Annotated in this window: 10 protein-coding genes; 3 read left to right on the forward strand and 7 right to left on the reverse strand. The window is 73.1% G+C overall.

Annotation, left to right across the window (positions count from 1 at the left end):
- Positions 1–68 precede the first annotated feature (68 nt).
- The 5 genes from ACZ6RT_RS13740 to ACZ6RT_RS13760 are packed head-to-tail and all read right to left on the reverse strand — an operon-like array spanning position 69 to position 6,674.
- On the reverse strand, positions 69–380 hold the full coding sequence (locus ACZ6RT_RS13740; protein ID WP_399192148.1) for an AzlD domain-containing protein: 312 nt from the start codon (positions 378–380) through the stop codon (positions 69–71).
- Complete coding sequence (locus ACZ6RT_RS13745; protein ID WP_470153676.1) at positions 377–1,057, reverse strand: AzlC family ABC transporter permease; 681 nt, start codon at positions 1,055–1,057, stop codon at positions 377–379. The genes ACZ6RT_RS13740 and ACZ6RT_RS13745 overlap by 4 nt, the downstream gene beginning before the upstream one ends.
- A gap of 11 nt (positions 1,058–1,068) precedes the next feature.
- Positions 1,069–1,914, reverse strand: coding sequence for an AraC family transcriptional regulator (locus ACZ6RT_RS13750; RefSeq protein WP_470153678.1), 846 nt, complete (start codon positions 1,912–1,914; stop codon positions 1,069–1,071).
- Positions 1,911–4,082, reverse strand: a complete 2,172-nt coding sequence (locus tag ACZ6RT_RS13755) for a serine/threonine-protein kinase (RefSeq protein WP_470153679.1) — start codon at positions 4,080–4,082, stop codon at positions 1,911–1,913. Before ACZ6RT_RS13755 ends, ACZ6RT_RS13750 begins: the two co-directional genes overlap by 4 nt.
- Before the next feature lie 45 nt (positions 4,083–4,127).
- Positions 4,128–6,674, reverse strand: coding sequence for a serine/threonine-protein kinase (locus ACZ6RT_RS13760; protein ID WP_470153681.1), 2,547 nt, complete (start codon positions 6,672–6,674; stop codon positions 4,128–4,130).
- Between the two features lie 331 nt (positions 6,675–7,005).
- On the opposite strand from ACZ6RT_RS13760, the gene ACZ6RT_RS13765 reads away from it, so the two are divergent.
- From ACZ6RT_RS13765 to ACZ6RT_RS13775, 3 genes are all read left to right on the forward strand, one after another.
- A complete protein-coding gene (locus ACZ6RT_RS13765; RefSeq protein ID WP_470153683.1) occupies positions 7,006–8,085 on the forward strand; it encodes a chorismate mutase in 1,080 nt (359 codons plus the stop codon).
- Positions 8,086–8,265: 180 nt separating this feature from the next.
- Positions 8,266–11,787 carry a DNA polymerase III subunit alpha gene (dnaE, locus tag ACZ6RT_RS13770; protein ID WP_470153685.1) on the forward strand — a complete coding sequence of 1,174 codons (3,522 nt, stop codon included), beginning with the start codon at positions 8,266–8,268 and terminating at the stop codon, positions 11,785–11,787.
- Positions 11,788–12,102: 315 nt separating this feature from the next.
- Positions 12,103–13,464 (forward strand): serine hydrolase domain-containing protein, encoded by a 1,362-nt coding sequence (locus ACZ6RT_RS13775; protein ID WP_470153686.1) that lies wholly within the window; start codon positions 12,103–12,105, stop codon positions 13,462–13,464.
- Between the two features lie 127 nt (positions 13,465–13,591).
- On the opposite strand, the gene ACZ6RT_RS13780 is transcribed toward ACZ6RT_RS13775, so the two are convergent.
- The gene (locus ACZ6RT_RS13780) at positions 13,592–15,937 is read right to left on the reverse strand and encodes a transglycosylase domain-containing protein (protein ID WP_470153688.1); all 2,346 of its coding nucleotides are present in this window, start codon (positions 15,935–15,937) and stop codon (positions 13,592–13,594) included.
- Between the two features lie 52 nt (positions 15,938–15,989).
- On the reverse strand, positions 15,990–17,306 hold the full coding sequence (gene murA, locus ACZ6RT_RS13785) for a UDP-N-acetylglucosamine 1-carboxyvinyltransferase (protein ID WP_344904674.1): 1,317 nt from the start codon (positions 17,304–17,306) through the stop codon (positions 15,990–15,992).
- Positions 17,307–17,316 lie beyond the last annotated feature (10 nt).

A 17,316-nucleotide genomic window follows, 5' to 3' on the forward strand; every position in this document is an offset into this window, starting at 1 on the left:
CCCGGCGCCCCCGGCCTTCCCGGCGTCCCGGCGTCCCAGATGTTCCCGGCCTTCCCGGCCTTCCCGGCTCAGCCCAGGACGTACCGGAGCGCGGCCGTGACGGCGGCGGCCACCGTGAGCACCACCAGGAACGGGGCGCGCAGCAGCAGCGCCACCACCGCCGCGCCCAGCCCCGCGGTCCGCGGCCAGTCCAGGTGCAGCGCCTGCCCGTCCGCGAAGGTCTGCACGGCGATCAGCGCCGCCAGCAGCGCCACCGGGACCAGGGTCGCGAAGCGCTGCACCCCCGGGTGGTCGAGGATCCGGCGTGGCGCCGACAGCCCGGCGAGCTTGAACGCGTAGCACGCCACGCAGGTGGCGGCGATCGCCCACCAGACGCTCATCGCGGCCTCCTCAGCAGCAGTGCGAGCACGACCAGCGCGGCCAGCAGCACGGGCACGCCCGGCGGGGTGAACGGGGTCGCGGCCAGCGCGATCGCCGCCCCGCCCGCCGCGATCGGGCGCAGGCCGCGGGCCTCGGGGTCCTTCCCGGACAGCCGTGGCCACAGGATGGCCAGGAACGTCGCGGGGCCGACCACGTCCAGGCCGAGCACGGCGGGATCGGCCAGCCAGGAGGTGCCCAGCGCCCCGGCCAGGGTGGTGGCGTTCCAGATCAGGTAGAGGCTCACGAAGGTGACCAGGAACCCCGTCCTGGCCGACTCCTCGTCCGGCTGGGCCATGGCGACCGCCGTGGTCTCGTCGATCACCCCGTGGGCGGTCGGCAGCCTGCGCCAGCCCCGCAGGTCGAGCGTCCCGGCCATGCGCAGGCCGTACAGGCCGTTGCGGGCTCCCAGCAGGGCCGCGCCCGCCGTGCCCGCGATCAGGTTGCCGCCGCCGGCGACGACCCCGACCAGGGCGAACTGCGAGGCGCCGGTGAAGGCGAACAGGCTCAGCGCGCACGCCTGCGCGACGCTCAGCCCCGCGGTGGTCGCGGCGGCGCCGAAGGCCACCCCGGACAACCCGACGGCGATCCCCACGCCCAGTCCGTCCCGTATCGCAGAGGAACGAGTGGTTGCTTCCATGGGAGGCGAGCCTATGCCGGGGTGCCGATCCCGCTCTTGTACGTTCCTGCGCGCTGGTACGCGGCCGGGGGCACGCCCACGGCACGCTTGAAGTGCCTGCTCAGGTGGGCCTGGTCGGTGAAGCCCACGTCCCCGGCCACCTGCGCGGGAGGCGTACCGGCCTGCAGCAGCCGCCGGGCCCTCATGATCCGCAGCGTGTTCAGGTAGGCGTGCGGGGGCAGCCCGGTGGCCGCCTTGAAGGACCGGATCAGGGCGAACGGGGAGGCGTCCACCGCCCGGGCCAGCTCCTCGATGGTGGGCGGGTCGACGAGCCGCTCGTGCAGGATCTCCCGGGCCCGCCGTACCGACGGGCCGACGTCCCGGACCGGGGCGTCCGGGGGCCGGCGCGCGGCGTTCCTGCGCAGCAGCGCGGCGAAGGCGGTACGCGCCAGCGTGGAGGAGGCCAGGTCGTCGCCCCGCTCGGCCGCGGCGTGCGCGGCCCGCAGCAGCGCGACGGTGGGCGGATGGTGGGTGAGGACCTCGGGGAAGCAGGGGGTGCCGCTCCCGGCCATCAGCTCGGCGGCGATCCCGGAGACGAACGCGACCGACGGGTACAGCACCCGGTAGGACCATCCGCCGGGAACGCCCGGGTAGCCGTCGTGCACCTCCTCGGGGTTGAGCGTGCTCAGGCTGCCCGCGCCCGCCCGGTGGACGGCGCCCCGGTAGAAGAACTCCTCCACCCCCGACAGCACCATCCCGATCGCGTAGCCCTCGTGCGCGTGCAGGGTGAAGCGGTGGGTGATGTACCTGGCCTTGAGCAGCTCCACCCCGGGCAGGGCGGCGGGGCGCCACAGCCGCGCCCTCTCCAGGTCGCTCACGGCCGGAAGGTACCGGTGATCGCCTCGAAGGAGGAGCGCTTCCACTCCGACTCCGGGCTCTCCCAGTAGATCGCGTACGGCTTGTCGGCGGCGGTGCGGAACCCCCGGTCCAGGACGTGCGTGCGGACCCCGTTCTTGAGGTACGTGAACTCCCAGTCGGCGGCCGGCACCCCCCGGTAGGTCAGCTCGGTGATCCCGATGCGCCGGTAGCCCGGCCAGACGCCGTCGGCCGTCCCGGCCCGCTCCACCTTCTCCCAGTGCCTGACCGGGTCCTTCTCGGGGTCGTCGGTCGACTCGATCCACAGGAAGGAGTCCGAGCCCGGGGCGCGGAACTCCACCCGGTCGCGCCCGGGGAACCGCTTGACCCGCCAGCCGGCGGGCACCCCGACGGTGAAGCCCATCGGGTCCCGGTGCAGCCGCCAGCCCGCGGGGAGGGTACGGCCGGGGCGCGGGGTCGCGGTCGTCGGCCCGGTCGCCGGCTCCGAGGGGGTGGGGGCCCCGGTGGTGACCACCGACCCGCTGGGACGCGGGTCCGGCGCGTCGTCGCCTTCCCGCATGATCAGCCACCCGCCGACCCCGGCCAGCACGGCGAGCGCGAGCCCTCCGGCCAGCAGCACCGGCACCGGCACCGTCGGCCCGGCCCGCCGTCCGGAGGGGGCGGCGGTCCCGGTGCCGGCGGTGCCGGTGGTCTGCTCGCCCAACGGCCAGGCATTGGGGGGCAGGGGCTCGGAACCGTGCCCCTGCCGCCCCTGGCGTCCATGCGGTCTTGGGCGGGTGTGGGCCGAGGGGTCCTGAAGGGTGTGCGCGGGCCCGTACGGGGACCGGTCCTGATGGGTGGGGCCGCCGGTGTGGAGGCCGTACGCCTGGCCCTGGGACGAGGGGTCGTGGGACGCGGGGTTCTGCGAGGCAGCGTCCGGCGACCAGGGGGCCGCGGCCCACGGGGCCGGACGATCCGCCTGGCCGCCACCGGTGCCGGGGAAGGCGCCCTGGCCGAAGGCCGGGGACGGATGACCGGGCGCGGCGTGACCCTGGGGCGTGTGACCCTGAGGAGTGTGGCCCTGGGGCGTGTGACCTAGAGGGGCGTACCCCTGGTACCCCTGGGTGCCGTACCCCCCGGGCGCGTGTCCCTGAGGCCCGTGACCCGGGGCGGCGTGACCCGGGGCGGCGTGACGCTGGGGCGCGTGCCCCGGGGACACGTGACCTGAAGGGGCGGGACCCGGGGACACGTGCCCCGGGACGGCGGGACCGGGACGCGCGTCGCCCGGGGGCCGGTGACCCGGGAAGGCGCGCCCCGGCGGGACGTGACCTGATGGGGAGGCGCCCATGGGAACGTGACCGGAGGGGGAGGGGCCCGAGGAGGGATGACCGGCGGCGCGGCCGAGCAGGGCCTCCGCCTGCTCGGGCACCATCCGCGCGGCCGGGTCCCTGGCCAGCAGGCCGAGGATCGCCGTCTCCAGCGGGCCGGAACGTGCCATCGGGGTGGGCTCGCCGTGCAGGACGGCCATCATGGTGGCCGCGGCCGTGGGCCGCTCGAACGGCGGCCTGCCCTCCAGCGCCGCGTACAGCGTCGCCCCCAGCGACCATAGGTCGGACTCGGGGGTCGCGGGCAGCCCGTGCAGCCGCTCCGGGGGCAGGAACGCGGGAGTGCCGATCATCGCGCCGGTACGGGTGATGCTCTTCTCCTGCGTCATCGAGGCGATGCCGAAGTCGGTCAGCACCACCCGGCCGTCGTCGGCGAGCAGCACGTTCTCCGGCTTGACGTCGCGGTGCAGCACCCCGGCGGCGTGCGCGGCGCGCAGCGCGCCCAGCACGTGCAGCCCCACCGAGGCGACCCGCTCGGGCGGCAGCGGCCCGTCGACGCGGACGATCTCGCCCAGCGACCGGGAGCGGACCAGCTGCATGACGATCCAGGGACGCCCCTCCTCCTCGACCACGTCGTGCACGATGATCACGGAGGGGTGGTCCAGGCGACCGGCGGTCCGGGCCTCGCGGATGGTGCGCCGGTTCAGGTCGGCCCTGGCGGTCTCGTCGACCCCGCCGTAACGGACCTCCTTGACGGCCACGATCCGGTCGAGGAGCTCGTCGTGGGCACGCCAGACGATGCCCATGCCGCCCTCGCCGATGTGCTCGATCAGCCGGTAGCGGCCCGCGACCTTTCTCTCCGTCATGCCCGTCCCCCCAAGCTCACGGATCGCAGCCGGTAGGGATGCCGCTCACTTTTTCGAGGAGAAGGTCGCGGCGAACCCTTCGAAGAGATACATGTTCTTCTTCCAGTTCTTGGCCAGGGTATGCCAGTAGATCGCGTACCCGCGGCCGCCCTTGGTGACGAAGCCGCGGTTGATCACCCTGGCCTTGCCCGAGTTGGTGTTCCAGGTGAACTCCCAGTCGGAGGCCTTCTTCATGTACGAGACGTTCTCGATCCGGATCCGCTTGTAGCCGGAGAACTGGCCGCGCACGGTCGGCTCGTAGTCCAGCCAGTCCTGCTTGGGGTCGGGGCCCGCCTTGTCGACGTAGTCGATCATCACGAAGCTCGTCCGGTCCGGCCCGCGGAACCACACCCGGGTGTCGCGCCGGTCGTCCACGCTCCACCCCTTGGGCAGGCCGATCGAGAAGCCGTTGGGGTCCTTGTGCATCCTCCAGCCGCCGGGCAGGGGGGACTTCTTCTCGGTCCTGCCGGGGGACGGGCTCGGCTCGGACGGGGACGACGAGGGCGACGAGGACGGCGGTGAGGAGGACGAGGGGGCCGACGGCTCCGGCGACCCCTTCGAGGGGTCGTTCACCGCGCCGCCGGTCGGGCCGTCCGACACGCCGGTCGCGGTCGGCACGCCGCGTCCGGCCTGCGAGGTGCCCTCGTTCGCGCGGCTGCGCATGCCGAGCCAGCCGGCGACCACCCCGACGATCAGCAGCGCCGGCAGCAGCACCAGCAGCCCCCGTCTCATCTGGGAACCGCCCGTCCCGCGCGGGACGATCGTGGCCTCGCCGGAGTGGTGCCCGGCGTAGGACGCCGCGGTCGCCGGAGCCACGGCCGGGGGAGCGGGGTCGCGGGAGGGCTTCGGGGGCGGGGTGTTCTCGCGGGAGGCCGCGGTCACCGGGGGGAAGGGGTTGGGCCGCGGAGCGGGGACGGGTCTTGCGGGGGCGTCCGCGTCCGGTGCGGCGCCCTTGCGTCCCGCGCCGGAGGCGCTCGCGGATCCGTCCCGCGACGCGGCGTCCCCGGTGCCGGGTGCGGAGGCGGGGCCCCCGCGCGGGGCCGGGACGTCCTCGACCGGGTCCGCCGCGTCCACCGAGGCGCTCGCCGCGGCGGCCGCCGCGGCCTTCCTGCCCGCCGACGCGGGCGCGTCGTCCCCCTTCGCGGGGGCGGGCGCGCGCCCGGGGACGGCCCTGGACGCGTCCTTGCCCGAGGCGGCGGGGCCCGAGGGGGCGGCCTTGCCGGACGCGGGGCCCGGGGTCGACTTCGGTCCCACCCGGCCGGCCGCGCCGTCCTTCGCACCGGGAGCGGCCTTCGGTGCCGCCCCGTCCTCACCGGCACCGTCCCCGCCGGTCCGGCCTGCGGCTTTCCCGTCCTTCGGCGTCCCGTCCTTCGCGGGCCTGGCCTCCGGCACGGCCGCGGAGGGCGCCGCCTTCGCCGCACCGGCCGCTCCGGCCGTACCGGCCGCTCCGGGGCTCACCGCGGGGCCGTCCTGGCGCCGTCCGCCCGCGTCCTTCGCCGGCGGTACGGGCTCCGGCCACTCCTCGCGGCGGGTGGGGGTGGGCGGTGCGGCCGCCGGTCCCGCCGCACCCGCGGGGGATGCGGCGCCCAGCTTCGCGCCCGTCTCCGGGACGCCCCCGGGCCGGAAGCGAGCGCCCGGGTCGGTGTCGGCCGAGGGGTCGGTGCCGTCCGGGCGGCTCGCGGCCGGCATCACCGCGGTCCTGGCGGGCTGCTGCCGGGCCGTACGCTCGGGGCCCTCGGCCACCTTGCGCAGCAGTCGCGCGGCCTCCTTGTAGGGCATGCGCAGCGCGGGGTCCTTGCGGAGCAGCCCCTCCAGCACCGGGGCCAGCGGCCCGGCGTGCACGGGAGGTTCGGGCTCGTCGTTCAGGATGGCGTGCATGGTCGGCAGCGCCCCGCCCCGGTCGTGCGGGGGCTTGCCCTCGACGGCGGCGTACAGGGTCGCGCCGAGCGACCACAGGTCCGACTCGCGCTGCGCGCTGCCGCCCTTGATGCGCTCCGGCGGGATGAACGCGGGGGTGCCCGCGATGCCGGTCATGGTCAGCGCGGTCTCCGCCTCCAGCGTGGCGATGCCGAAGTCGGTCAGCACCACCCGGCCGTCGTCGGCGAGCAGCACGTTCTCCGGCTTGACGTCGCGGTGCAGGACCCCCTGGGCGTGGGCGGCGCGCAGCGCCTCCAGCACCTGCAGGCCGATCTCCGCGACGCGCTGCGGGGGCAGCGGCCCGTCCTGGCGCAGCACCTTGCCGAGGGAGCGCGACTCCACCAGCTGCATGACGATCCAGGGACGCCCGTCCTCCTCGACGACGTCGTGGACGACCACCACGTTGGGGTGCGTCAGCCGGCCGGCGGCACGCGCCTCACGCTTGGTGCGCCTGTTGAAGTCCTCCTGGCTGTCCTCGCCGAGCGTGTCGGCGTAACGGACCTCCTTGATCGCGACCTCGCGGTCGAGGAGCTCGTCGTGGGCCCGCCACACGATGCCCATGCCACCCCGGCCGATGGCTTCGAGCAGGTGGTAGCGAGAGGCGATACGGCGCCCCTCGGGCTGTGCTTCGGCCATCAACCGGCTTACCTCCTTCGGAACCCCCGAATACTCTCATAGCCCGGTAAAGTGATCGACTCACCCGCCGCGGAGAAGTCCATATCCTGAGACATGCCGTCCGGTCCGTGGCGTGCGCCGGGGGGATGACCTAAGATTGTGCATATGACCTGTTGTTTCGCGTTTATCGAGCCGGCTCCGGAGAGCCGGTCGTGACAGCGTGATCTGACGACCAGCCGGAGCCGGCCCCGAGGCGGAGACGTGAAGTCTCTGCCTTTTTCTGTTTCCGAACGTCTCTTACGAACGGCCGCCGGCTCGCGGGACGCGTGCCGGCCGAGCATGGGAGAGCCTCATGTCGTCGACCGTACACAGGGAACGCGTGCCGGTGGGGCTCGGCGCGCTCACGATCGGGGCCGGACCGGCCGTGGTGATCGGCGGGCCGGGCGCGGACGCCCGCTGGATCAGCCTGCGCGGCCACCGCGCCGGTCTGTCCGCCGCGGAGGCGGTGGCCGCGGCCCGCGCCCGGTGGCCGGGACCGGTCCTGGTGGAGCCGTCCTGCGCGGCGGACCTGCCGGTGATCGCGAAGAGCGCCGACGGCGCGGTGGCCGGTGCGGCCTGGATGCGGGACCCCGCCCTGGTACGGGCCGTCGCCCGGCTCGGCCTGCCGGTGATCCTGCGGCGCGCGCCCTCGGCGACGCTGCGGGAGTGGCTGGCGGCGGCCGAGGACTGCGTGGCGGAGGGCAACGACCGGGTGCTGCTCTGCGAGAGCGGCGACGGCACCGCCCGGGGCGGCCTCGTCCTCGACCTGGCCCTGATGCGCGCCGCCCGCGAGCTGTCGGGCCGTCCCGTCCTGGCCGACCTCGGCGCTCACCTGGGAACGGGCGCCGGTCTCCCGGCCGTTCCCGAAGCCGGTTCCGGGAGCGGTCCGGGGGCCGGTTCCGGAGGCGGCGGGGGTGCTCGTGCCGCGACCGGTCACCGGGACGGGGCCGGTCGTGAGGACGGGGCCGTTCACGGGGACGGGCCCGCGCTGGCCGCGGCGGCGGTGGCGGCGGGCGCCGACGGCCTGCTCCTGCCCCCCGGCTCCGCCGAGCGGGACGCGCTGGCCGTACGGGAGGCCGCGAGGATCATCGGCGCGGTCACCCGCCAGGAGGCCCCGGCCTCGGTCCCCGCCGCCCGGGAGGCCATCGACCGGGTGGACGCGGCCCTGGCCGTCCTGCTGGAGCGCCGCGCCGAGCTGGCCGTGACCATCCAGCGCCTCAAGCCGGTCGGCGGCTTCGCCGGTCGCGACGCCGACCGCGAGCGCCGCCTGGTCGCCGAGATGGCGCGCCGGGCCCCCACCCTGGGGGAGACCCGGCTCGCCCCCATCATGAACGCGGTCATCGAGGCGGGTCTGCACCTCGCAGAGGAGCGCCGCCCGCCGCCCCCGAACTGACCCGGGGCCCCGGTGGATCCCGGCGCGTCCGGGCCGATCCGGTCATCCGGGACACCGGCCCCGGACGCGGAAGAATCATGGTCGCGAGACCGGCGACGCGAGGCGCAGGAGTCCCTCCGGCCTCCCTTGTTTGGGTACTCTTGCCCCGCCGACGGTGGGACCAGGGGAGGACGAAGCCGCATGTCAGACTCGTTCGTGCATCTGCACGTTCACACGGAGTACTCCATGCTGGACGGCGCCGCCCGGCTGAAGCAGATGTTCAAGCAGGTCGGCGATCTGGGCATGCCGGCCATCGCGATCACCGACCACGGCAACATGCACGGGGCCTACGACTTCTACAGGCAGGCGACCGGGGCCGGGATCAAGCCGATCATCGGCATCGAGGCCTACGTCGCCCCCGCCTCCCGCCACCAGAAGAAGCCGGTCCTGTGGGGGGAGCCGCACCAGAAGCGCGACGACGTCTCGGCGGGCGGCTACTACACCCACATGACCATCTGGGCGAAGAACGCCAAGGGTCTGGGCAACCTGATGAAGCTCTCCTCGCGCGCCTACACCGAGGGCTTCGTCCGCAAGTGGGCCCGGATGGACGCCGAGATCCTGGCCGAGCACGCCGAGGGGCTGATGGCCACCACCGGCTGCCCGTCCGGTGAGGTGCAGACCCGCCTGCGGCTGGGCCAGTACGACGAGGCGCTGGCGGCGGCGGCCAGGTTCCAGGAGCTGTTCGGCAGGGAGAACTACTACCTGGAGATCATGGACCACGGGCTGGAGATCGAGCGCCGGGTCCGTGACGGCCTGACCCGCATCTCCCGCGAGCTGAACATCCCGCCGCTGGTCACCAACGACTCCCACTACACCTACGAGTCGGACGCCACCTCGCACGACGCGCTGCTGTGCATCCAGACCGGCAAGCAGCTCTCCGACCCCGACCGCTTCCGCTTCGACGGCAGCGGCTACTACATCAAGAACGCCGACGAGATGCGGGCCGTCGACTCCTCCGACCTGTGGGCCGAGGGCTGCCGCAACACCCTGCTGGTCGCCGAGAAGGTCGACCCGAGCGGCATGTTCGGCTTCAAGAACCTGATGCCCACCTTCCCGCTGCCCGAGGGGGAGACCGAGGAGAGCTGGTTCCGCAAGGAGATCTGGCGGGGCATGGAGCGGCGCTTCCCCGAGGGGATCGACGAGGAGCACCGCGCCCAGATCGAGTTCGAGATGAACGTCATCCTGCAGATGGGGTTCCCCTCCTACTTCCTCGTGGTGGCCGACTTCATCATGTGGGCCAAGAACAACGGCATCCGGGTGGGTCCCGGCCGAGGCTCGGCCGCGGGCTCGCTGGCCGCGTACGCGCTGGGCATCACCGACCTCGACCCGCTGCCGCACGGCCTGATCTTCGAGCGGTTCCTCAACCCCGACCGCGTCTCCATGCCCGACGTCGACATCGACTTCGACGAGCGCCGGCGCGGCGACGTGATCCGCTACGTGACGGAGAAGTACGGCGCCGACAAGGTCGCCATGATCGCCACCTTCGGCACCATCAAGGCGAAGGCGGCCATCAAGGACGCGGCCCGCGTCCTCGGCCACCCGTACGCGCTGGGCGACAAGGTCTCCAAGGCGTTCCCGCCCGCGGTGATGGGCAAGGACATCCCGCTGTCGGGCATCTTCGACCCCGAGCACCCGCGCTACAACGAGGCCGGTGAGCTGCGCAAGCTGTACGAGGAGGACGTCGACGTCAAGTCGGCGATGGACCTGGGCCGGGGCCTGGAGGGCCTGATCCGGCAGACCGGTGTGCACGCCGCCGGGGTGATCATGTCGGCGGAGGTGCTGACCGACTACATCCCGATCATGCGCCGCGACTCCGACGGTGTGATCATCACGCAGTTCGACTACCCGACCTGCGAGACGCTCGGCCTGCTGAAGATGGACTTCCTGGGCCTGCGCAACCTCACGATCATCGACGACTGCCTGAAGATGATCGAGGCCAACACCGGCGAGGTCATCGACCTGCTCAAGCTGCCGCTGGACGACCGCAAGACCTACGAGCTGCTCGGCCGGGGCGACACCCTGGGCGTGTTCCAGCTGGACGGCGGCGGCATGCGGTCGCTGCTGCGGCTGATGAAGCCCGACAACTTCGAGGACATCTCCGCCGTCGGCGCGCTCTACCGTCCCGGCCCGATGGGCGCCAACTCCCACACCAACTACGCGCTGCGCAAGAACGGGCTGCAGGAGATCGTCCCGATCCACCCCGAGTTCGAGGAGTCGCTGCAGGAGATCCTCGGCACCACCCACGGCCTGATCGTGTACCAGGAGCAGGTCATGGCCATCGCGCAGAAGGTCGCCGGGTTCTCGCTCGGCAAGGCCGACCTGCTGCGCCGCGCGATGGGCAAGAAGAAGAAGTCCGAGCTGGACAAGCAGTTCGAGTCGTTCGAACAGGGCATGAAGGACAACGGCTACTCCGCGGCCGCGATCAAGACGCTCTGGGACATCCTCCTGCCGTTCTCCGACTACGCCTTCAACAAGGCGCACAGCGCCGCCTACGGCCTGGTCTCCTACTGGACGGCCTACCTCAAGGCCAACTACCCGGCCGAGTACATGGCCGGGCTGCTGAGCTCGGTCAAGGACGACAAGGACAAGTCCGCCCTCTACCTCAACGAGTGCCGCCGGATGGGCATCAAGGTGCTCCCGCCGGACGTCAACGACTCCGACTTCGACTTCACCCCGCGCGGCACCGACATCCGCTTCGGGCTGTCGGCCATCCGCAACGTCGGCGGCAACGTGGTCGAGGGGATCATCTCCGCGCGCAAGGACAAGGGCCGCTTCGCCGATTTCAAGGACTTCCTGCGCAAGGTGCCCATGGTGGTCTGCAACAAGCGGGTCATCGAGTCGCTGGTCAAGGCCGGGGCCTTCGACTCGTTCGGGCACGTGCGCAAGGGTCTGGTGATGGTCCACGAGCAGGCCGTCGACGGCATCATCGGCATCAAGAAGAACGAGGCCCAGGGGCAGGACTCCCTGTTCGGCGCCATCGAGGGCGCCGAGGACCAGACCTTCGACGTGCAGATCCCCGCGGGGGAGTGGGACAAGAACACCCTGCTGCAGTTCGAGCGGGAGATGCTCGGCCTGTACGTCTCCGACCACCCCCTCTTCGGCGTGGAGCACATCCTCGCCTCCGGCGCCGACTGCTCGATCGCCTCGCTCCAGGACGAGCACCGCCCGGACGGCCAGATCGTCACCGTCGGCGGCATCCTGAGCGGGCTCCAGCGCAAGGTCACCAAGAAGGGCGACACCTGGGTGCTGACCCAGCTGGAGGACCTGGAGGGCTCCATCGAGGTGATGATCTTCCCGTCGGCGTACCAGCTCTGCGCGACGATCCTCGCCGAGGACGCCATCGTCTTCGTCAAGGGACGCCTGGACAAGCGCGAGGACGTCGGGAAGATCATCGCCATGGAGGTGACGGCCCCGGACCTGACCCGCGAGGCCGGGGGGCCGCTGTCGGTCAGCCTCGCCCTGGCCCGGTGCACCCCGCCGGTGGTCGGGCGCCTCAAGGAGGTCCTGACCGCTCACCCCGGCACCACCGAGGTCCACCTGCAGGTCCACAACGGTCCCAGGACCACCGTCATGCGCCTGGACGACCGCCTGCGTGTCTCGCCGTCCCCGGCCCTGATGGGCGACCTGAAGCAGCTCCTCGGCCCCGCCTGCCTGGGAGCCTGACGGGCCCGTCCCTGGCACCGGCACGGGCCGGCCCGCGCGGGGGGGTCATCCGGTACGGACGAGAAACGGGGCGTCCGGGAAGAGCGGGGCGTTCCCCGGGAAGGGGCGTCCGGGAAGAGCGGGGCCTTCCCCGAGAAGGGGCGTCCGGGAAGAAGGGAGCGTTCCCCGGGAGGAGGGGCGAGCCATGCCCGGTGCCGGTGAAGGGGACATTCGTTTCGAATCGATGAATCTCATCCGGAAAGAGGAGGAAGGTCGCCCGCGGAGTTGAGATGATCATCCTGTCGTTCTTTCCGGAACCAGAGGAGATGACAGTCGATGACCTTCGCGGGACTCCCTCACCGCGGACGGACCGTCGCCGGACTCGGGCTGAGCGCGGTACTGCTCACCTGCGCCGCAGCGTCCCCCGCGCTGGCCGCCCCCGAACCCCCGGCACCCGCCGCGTCGGCCGGGTCCGAACCCGCCCCGGCGGCCACGCCGACCACGCCGACCACGCCGGCCGGCGAGTCCGGGCGGGCGGCCCTCGACCGTGAGGCACTGCGCACCACCATCCGGGCGATCCACGAGGCCGGGATGTACGGCTCCTACTCCGCGGTGCGGAACGGCGGCGAGCGGTGGACCGGCGCGGCCGGTGTCGCCGACGTGCGGACCCGGCGGCCCGTGCACCCGCGGATGCTGCACCGGGTGGGCAGCATCACCAAGACGTTCACCGCGGTGGCGATCCTCCAGCAGGTGGAGCGCGGCCACGTCGAGCTGGACGCCCCGGTCGCGCGGTACCTGCCCGGCCTGCTGCCCCAGGACCTGGCCGGCACGGTCACGGTACGGATGCTGCTCAACCACACCAGCGGCATCGGCGACTACGTCGCGGGCGCCTTCCCCTCGCTCGTCAAGGCCTCCCCGCAGAGCCTCGACGACCACCGGTTCCGCAGGATCGCCCCCGAGGAGCTGGTGCGGCTGGGGCTGGAGGCGCCGCGCACGGGCGAGCCCGGGCAGAACTGGTCGTACTCCAACACCAACTACGTGATCGCCGGGCTGCTGCTGGAGAAGGTGACCGGCACCGACGCCGAGCGGTACATCACCCGCGAGGTGATCCGCAGGGCCGGACTGCGCGACACCTCCTTCCCGCGCACCCCCTTCGTCCCCGGCCCGCACTCCAAGGCGTACGAGGCGCTGTACGGCTACATCGACCCGCCGCGCGACTACAGCGTCTACGACATGTCGTGGGCGACCACCGCGGGCGCGATCGTCTCCACGATGGAGGACATCAACCGCTTCTACCGGGTCCTGCTCGGCGGCGGGCTGCTGAAGGAGGCCCAGCTCGACCAGATGCGGACGACGGTGCCGGTCCCCGACGGCCAGGGCGGCGTCGCGATGCACTACGGCCTGGGGATCTACGCCCAGGACATCCCCTGCGGCCGGTTCTGGGGGCACGACGGGAGCGTGTTCGGCATGGGGACGATCTCGATGTCCAGCCCGGACGGCCGCCGCCAGGTCTCCTACGGCTTCAACCTCATGAAGTACCAGCGGATCGGTGAGAACGGCTACCCGGTGCCGCACGCCATCGACATGGCCATGGCACGGCACCTCGACGAGGCGCTCTGCGGCCCGGCCGCGACGACCGCGCGCCGCTCCGGATGGCCGCCGCTGCTGCCGACCCAGCAGGTCCTGGTCAAGCGCTGACCGCCCGTCGGCCGACCGGTCGAGCACCGATCGGCCGACGGCCCGGTGGCCCGGTTCCCGTTCGAGTGTCCGGCCGCTCGGTCACCCGGTGGCCCGGCGCCCGGCCGGGCACCGGGCCACCGGTGGCTCAGCGGTCGCGGTCGCGGTAGCGCCACCACGCCGGGGCGCGCTCCGCGCGGCGGGCGTCCGTCCCGCCGCGCCCGTACCCGCGCGGTTCCCGGTACGCCCGCGGGTACCGGTACCCGCGGGGCTCCCGGTACCCGCGGTGGCCGTAGGCGTCCGTGCCGCCCCGGGGGCGGTGACCGCGGTGGACCGGCCGGCGCCCGCCGTCCCGCCCGGCCTCGCGCTCGGCGGCCAGGGCCTCGGCCATGCCGGGGGTGAACCCGCCGCCGAAGCGGCCCATGTCGGGACGGTGGAACGGCGTCTCGGAGGTCCCCTCCAGCGCCGCCGCCATCGACGCCACCCAGATCGGTCCCGGCAGCGAGGCGCCCTGGACCGAGCCGTAGTACTCGCCGCCGATCTCCACGTCCCGCAGCGGGTAGCGGTAGGAGCCGCGGATGTCGCCCACGCTGACCGCCGCGGCCAGGTCCGGGGTGTAGCCCGCGAACCAGGCCGAGGTGTAGCCGTTGTTGGTGCCGGTCTTGCCCGCGGCCGGGCGGCCGATGCCCTGGCCGGTCATGGTGCCCTTGGTGAACACCCCGGACAGCAGGTGGTTGACGGCGTCGGCCACGTCCTTCTCGATCGCCTGCGCGCAGCTGGGCGGGACGCGCAGGCTCTCGCCGTCCCGCTCGACGATCTCGACGATCGCCATCGGACGGCAGTAGCGGCCCCGCGCGCCGAACGCGGCGAACGAGGCGGCCACGGTCACCGGGTCCATCTCGTTCACCCCCAGGGTGAAGGTCGGCACCTCCCGCAGCGGGGCGCCGTCGGCGCGGACGATCCCCAGCGCGCGGGCGGTCCGCACCACCGGGCACAGGCCCACCCTCTGCTCCAGCATCATGTAGAAGACGTTCACCGACTTCCACGTGCCGGTGGACAGGCTCTGCGGGCCGCCCTTGCCCTCTCCGCTCGCGTTGAAGATCTTCGCGCGCGGGTCGTTGACCCTGTTGCCGGCGCAGTCGGTGAAACCCCTCGCGGGCACGAAGCTGCCGGGCGTCATGAACCCCTGGTCGAACCGCCACCCCTTGGCCAGCGCGGTCGCCAGCGTGAACACCTTGAACGTCGATCCCGCCTGGAAGCCCTGCCCGCCGCCGTGCGCGGTGTCGGCGGGCAGGTTGTAGGTGGTACGGGGGCCGTAGGAGCTGCGGCCGTCGTCGCCGGCGTTGCGGCCGTAGCGCTTGCTCGCGGCCATGGCCCGGATCCGGCCGGTGCCCGGCTCGACCATGGCCTCGGCCGCCACCTCGGTGTCGCGGGCGCGGACCCGTGCGGAGACGGCGCGCTCGGCGGCGAGCTGGGCCTTGGGCGCCAGGGTGGTGCGCAGCACGATGCCGCCCCTGGCCAGGCGGCGCTCCCGCTCGGCGCGGGTGTGGCCGAAGGCCGGGTTGGTCAGCAGCTCCCGGTGCACGTACAGGCAGAAGTAGGGGTGGTCGCTGCCGTTGCAGCCGCCGGGTTCGGGGCGCAGCCGGATGGCCAGCGGCTTCCTCATCGCGGCCTCGGCCTGGGCGCGGGGGACGTAGGACAGCTGGGCCATCCGCTCCAGGACCAGGTCGCGGCGCTCGCGCAGCCGCTCCCGGCGCCGGGCGTCCAGCGACGGGTCGGTCGCGTACGGCGTGCGGACCGCGCCGGCCAGCGTCGCGGCCTGCGGCAGGGTCAGCCGGGAGGCCGGGACCGAGAAGAACCGCTGCGCGGCGGCCTCCACCCCGAAGGCGCCCGCGCCGAAGTAGGCGATGTTGAGGTAGCGCTCCAGGATCTCGGCCTTGGTGTAGCGGCGCTCCATGGCCAGCGCGTACCGCAGCTCGGTGATCTTGCGCTGGATGCTGGGCGCGCGGGCCTGGGCGCGTTCGCTCTCGCTCTCGGAGTTCTCCACCAGGATGTTCTTCACGAGCTGCTGGGTGAGCGAGGACCCGCCCTGGCGCACCCCGCCCGCCCTGGTGTTGGTCACCAGGGCGCGCAGGGTGCCCTTGACGTCCAGGCCCGCGTGCTCGTAGAAGCGCGAGTCCTCGATCGCCACGATCGCGTCCCGCATGACGGGGGCGATCCGCTCCAGCGGCACCACCGTCCGGTTCTCCGTGTAGAACTGGGCGAACCGCTTGCCGTTCCTGTCCAGCAGCACGGTGCGCTGGGGGAGCGGGTTCTCCCGGGGGCCGTCCGGCAGGTCGGTCAGGGTGCGGCTGACCCGGTTGACGGTGATCCCGGCCGTGCCGACCAGCGGTAGCGCGGCCAGCGCGGCCAGCAGCCCGCCCAGCACCCCGCAGGCCGCCAGGGCGCGCAGGCAGGCGGCGAGGTCACGTCTCGGCTCCGAGCGGGATGTCACGCATAGTAACGTGCGACCCGGTGATCAGCCGCAAACGCCGATCACCCGATCCTTACCCGTTCTGCACCTTCTCTCGACGGATCTTCAGCCCGAGCGAGGCGAACTGCTCGAACGGCCGGTGGTACCCCCGCTCGATGTGGTGCACCCCGCGCAGCGTGGACGTCCCCTCGGCCGCCGCGGCGGCCAGCACCGCGGAGAACCCGGCGCGGATGTCGGGCAGCGTCACGTCGGCGCCGCTCAGCTTGGACACGCCGCGCACCACCGCCGAGTGCTTGGCGTTGGTGTCGTGGTAGCGGCAGGCCGGGCCGCCCAGGCACACGTCGAACACCTCGATCTCGCAGCCCATCCTCTGCAGCGCGGGCACGTAGACCAGGCGGTTCTCGAACACCGTCTCGTGCAGCACCGACATGCCCTGGGCCTGGGTGAACAGCACCATCAGGGGCGTCTGCCAGTCGGTCATGAACCCCGGGTGCGTGTCGGTCTGCACCGCCGCCGCCCGCAGCCCGCGCGGGGCCGACGCCGACAGGTAGTCGTCGGTGATGTCGACCTCGGCGCCCATCCGGGCCAGCGTGGTGATCGCGGTGACCAGCCGGTCCTGCGGGCAGCCGTGCACCCGCACCTGCCCGCCGGTGATCAGGCCGGCCGCCAGGTAGGAGAACGCCTCGATGCGGTCGCCGTTGAGCCAGGTGGAGGCGCCGTGCAGCCGCTCCACGCCCTCGATCACGATGCGCCGGTCCGGGCTCAGCTCGATGCGGGCGCCCATCCGCTGCAGGAACAGGGCCAGCTCCACCACCTCGGGCTCCATGGCCGCGCCCTTGAGCACGGTCTTGCCCTCGGCCAGCACCGCCGACATCAGGATCGTCTCGGTGGCGCCGACGCTGGGGTAGGGCAGCTCGATCCGGGTGCCGCGCAGCCGCTTGGCCTTGGCGTACACGCCGGTGTCGCTCACCTCGACCTCGGCGCCCATCGCGCGCAGCGCCTCGACGTGGAAGTCGACCGGGCGGCGGCCGATCGGGTCGCCGCCGACCAGCGGCACGAACGCCTCGCCCGCCAGGTGCAGCAGCGGGCCCAGCATGAGGATCGGAATCCGGTTCAGGCCGGTGAACGCCGCCGGGACGTGCGGGTTGATCTGCGGCCCCGGGGCGACGCCGATCTCCCCTGCGGAGATCTCCACGTCGATGCCGAGGGCCCTGAGCATCTGCGCGGTGATGCCGACCTCGCCCACGTCGGGGGCGTTCTGGATGGTGCTCTCACCGGTACCGAGCATCGCGGCGACCATGTGCTTGGAGACGCCGTTCTTGGAACCGCGTACCTCGACGTCACCGCGGAGCGGTCCGGAGGGCTCGATCAGCCATGCCTCTTCGTTCACCCCGCCAGAG

Source organism: Streptosporangium sp. NPDC050148 (assembly GCF_055586505.1).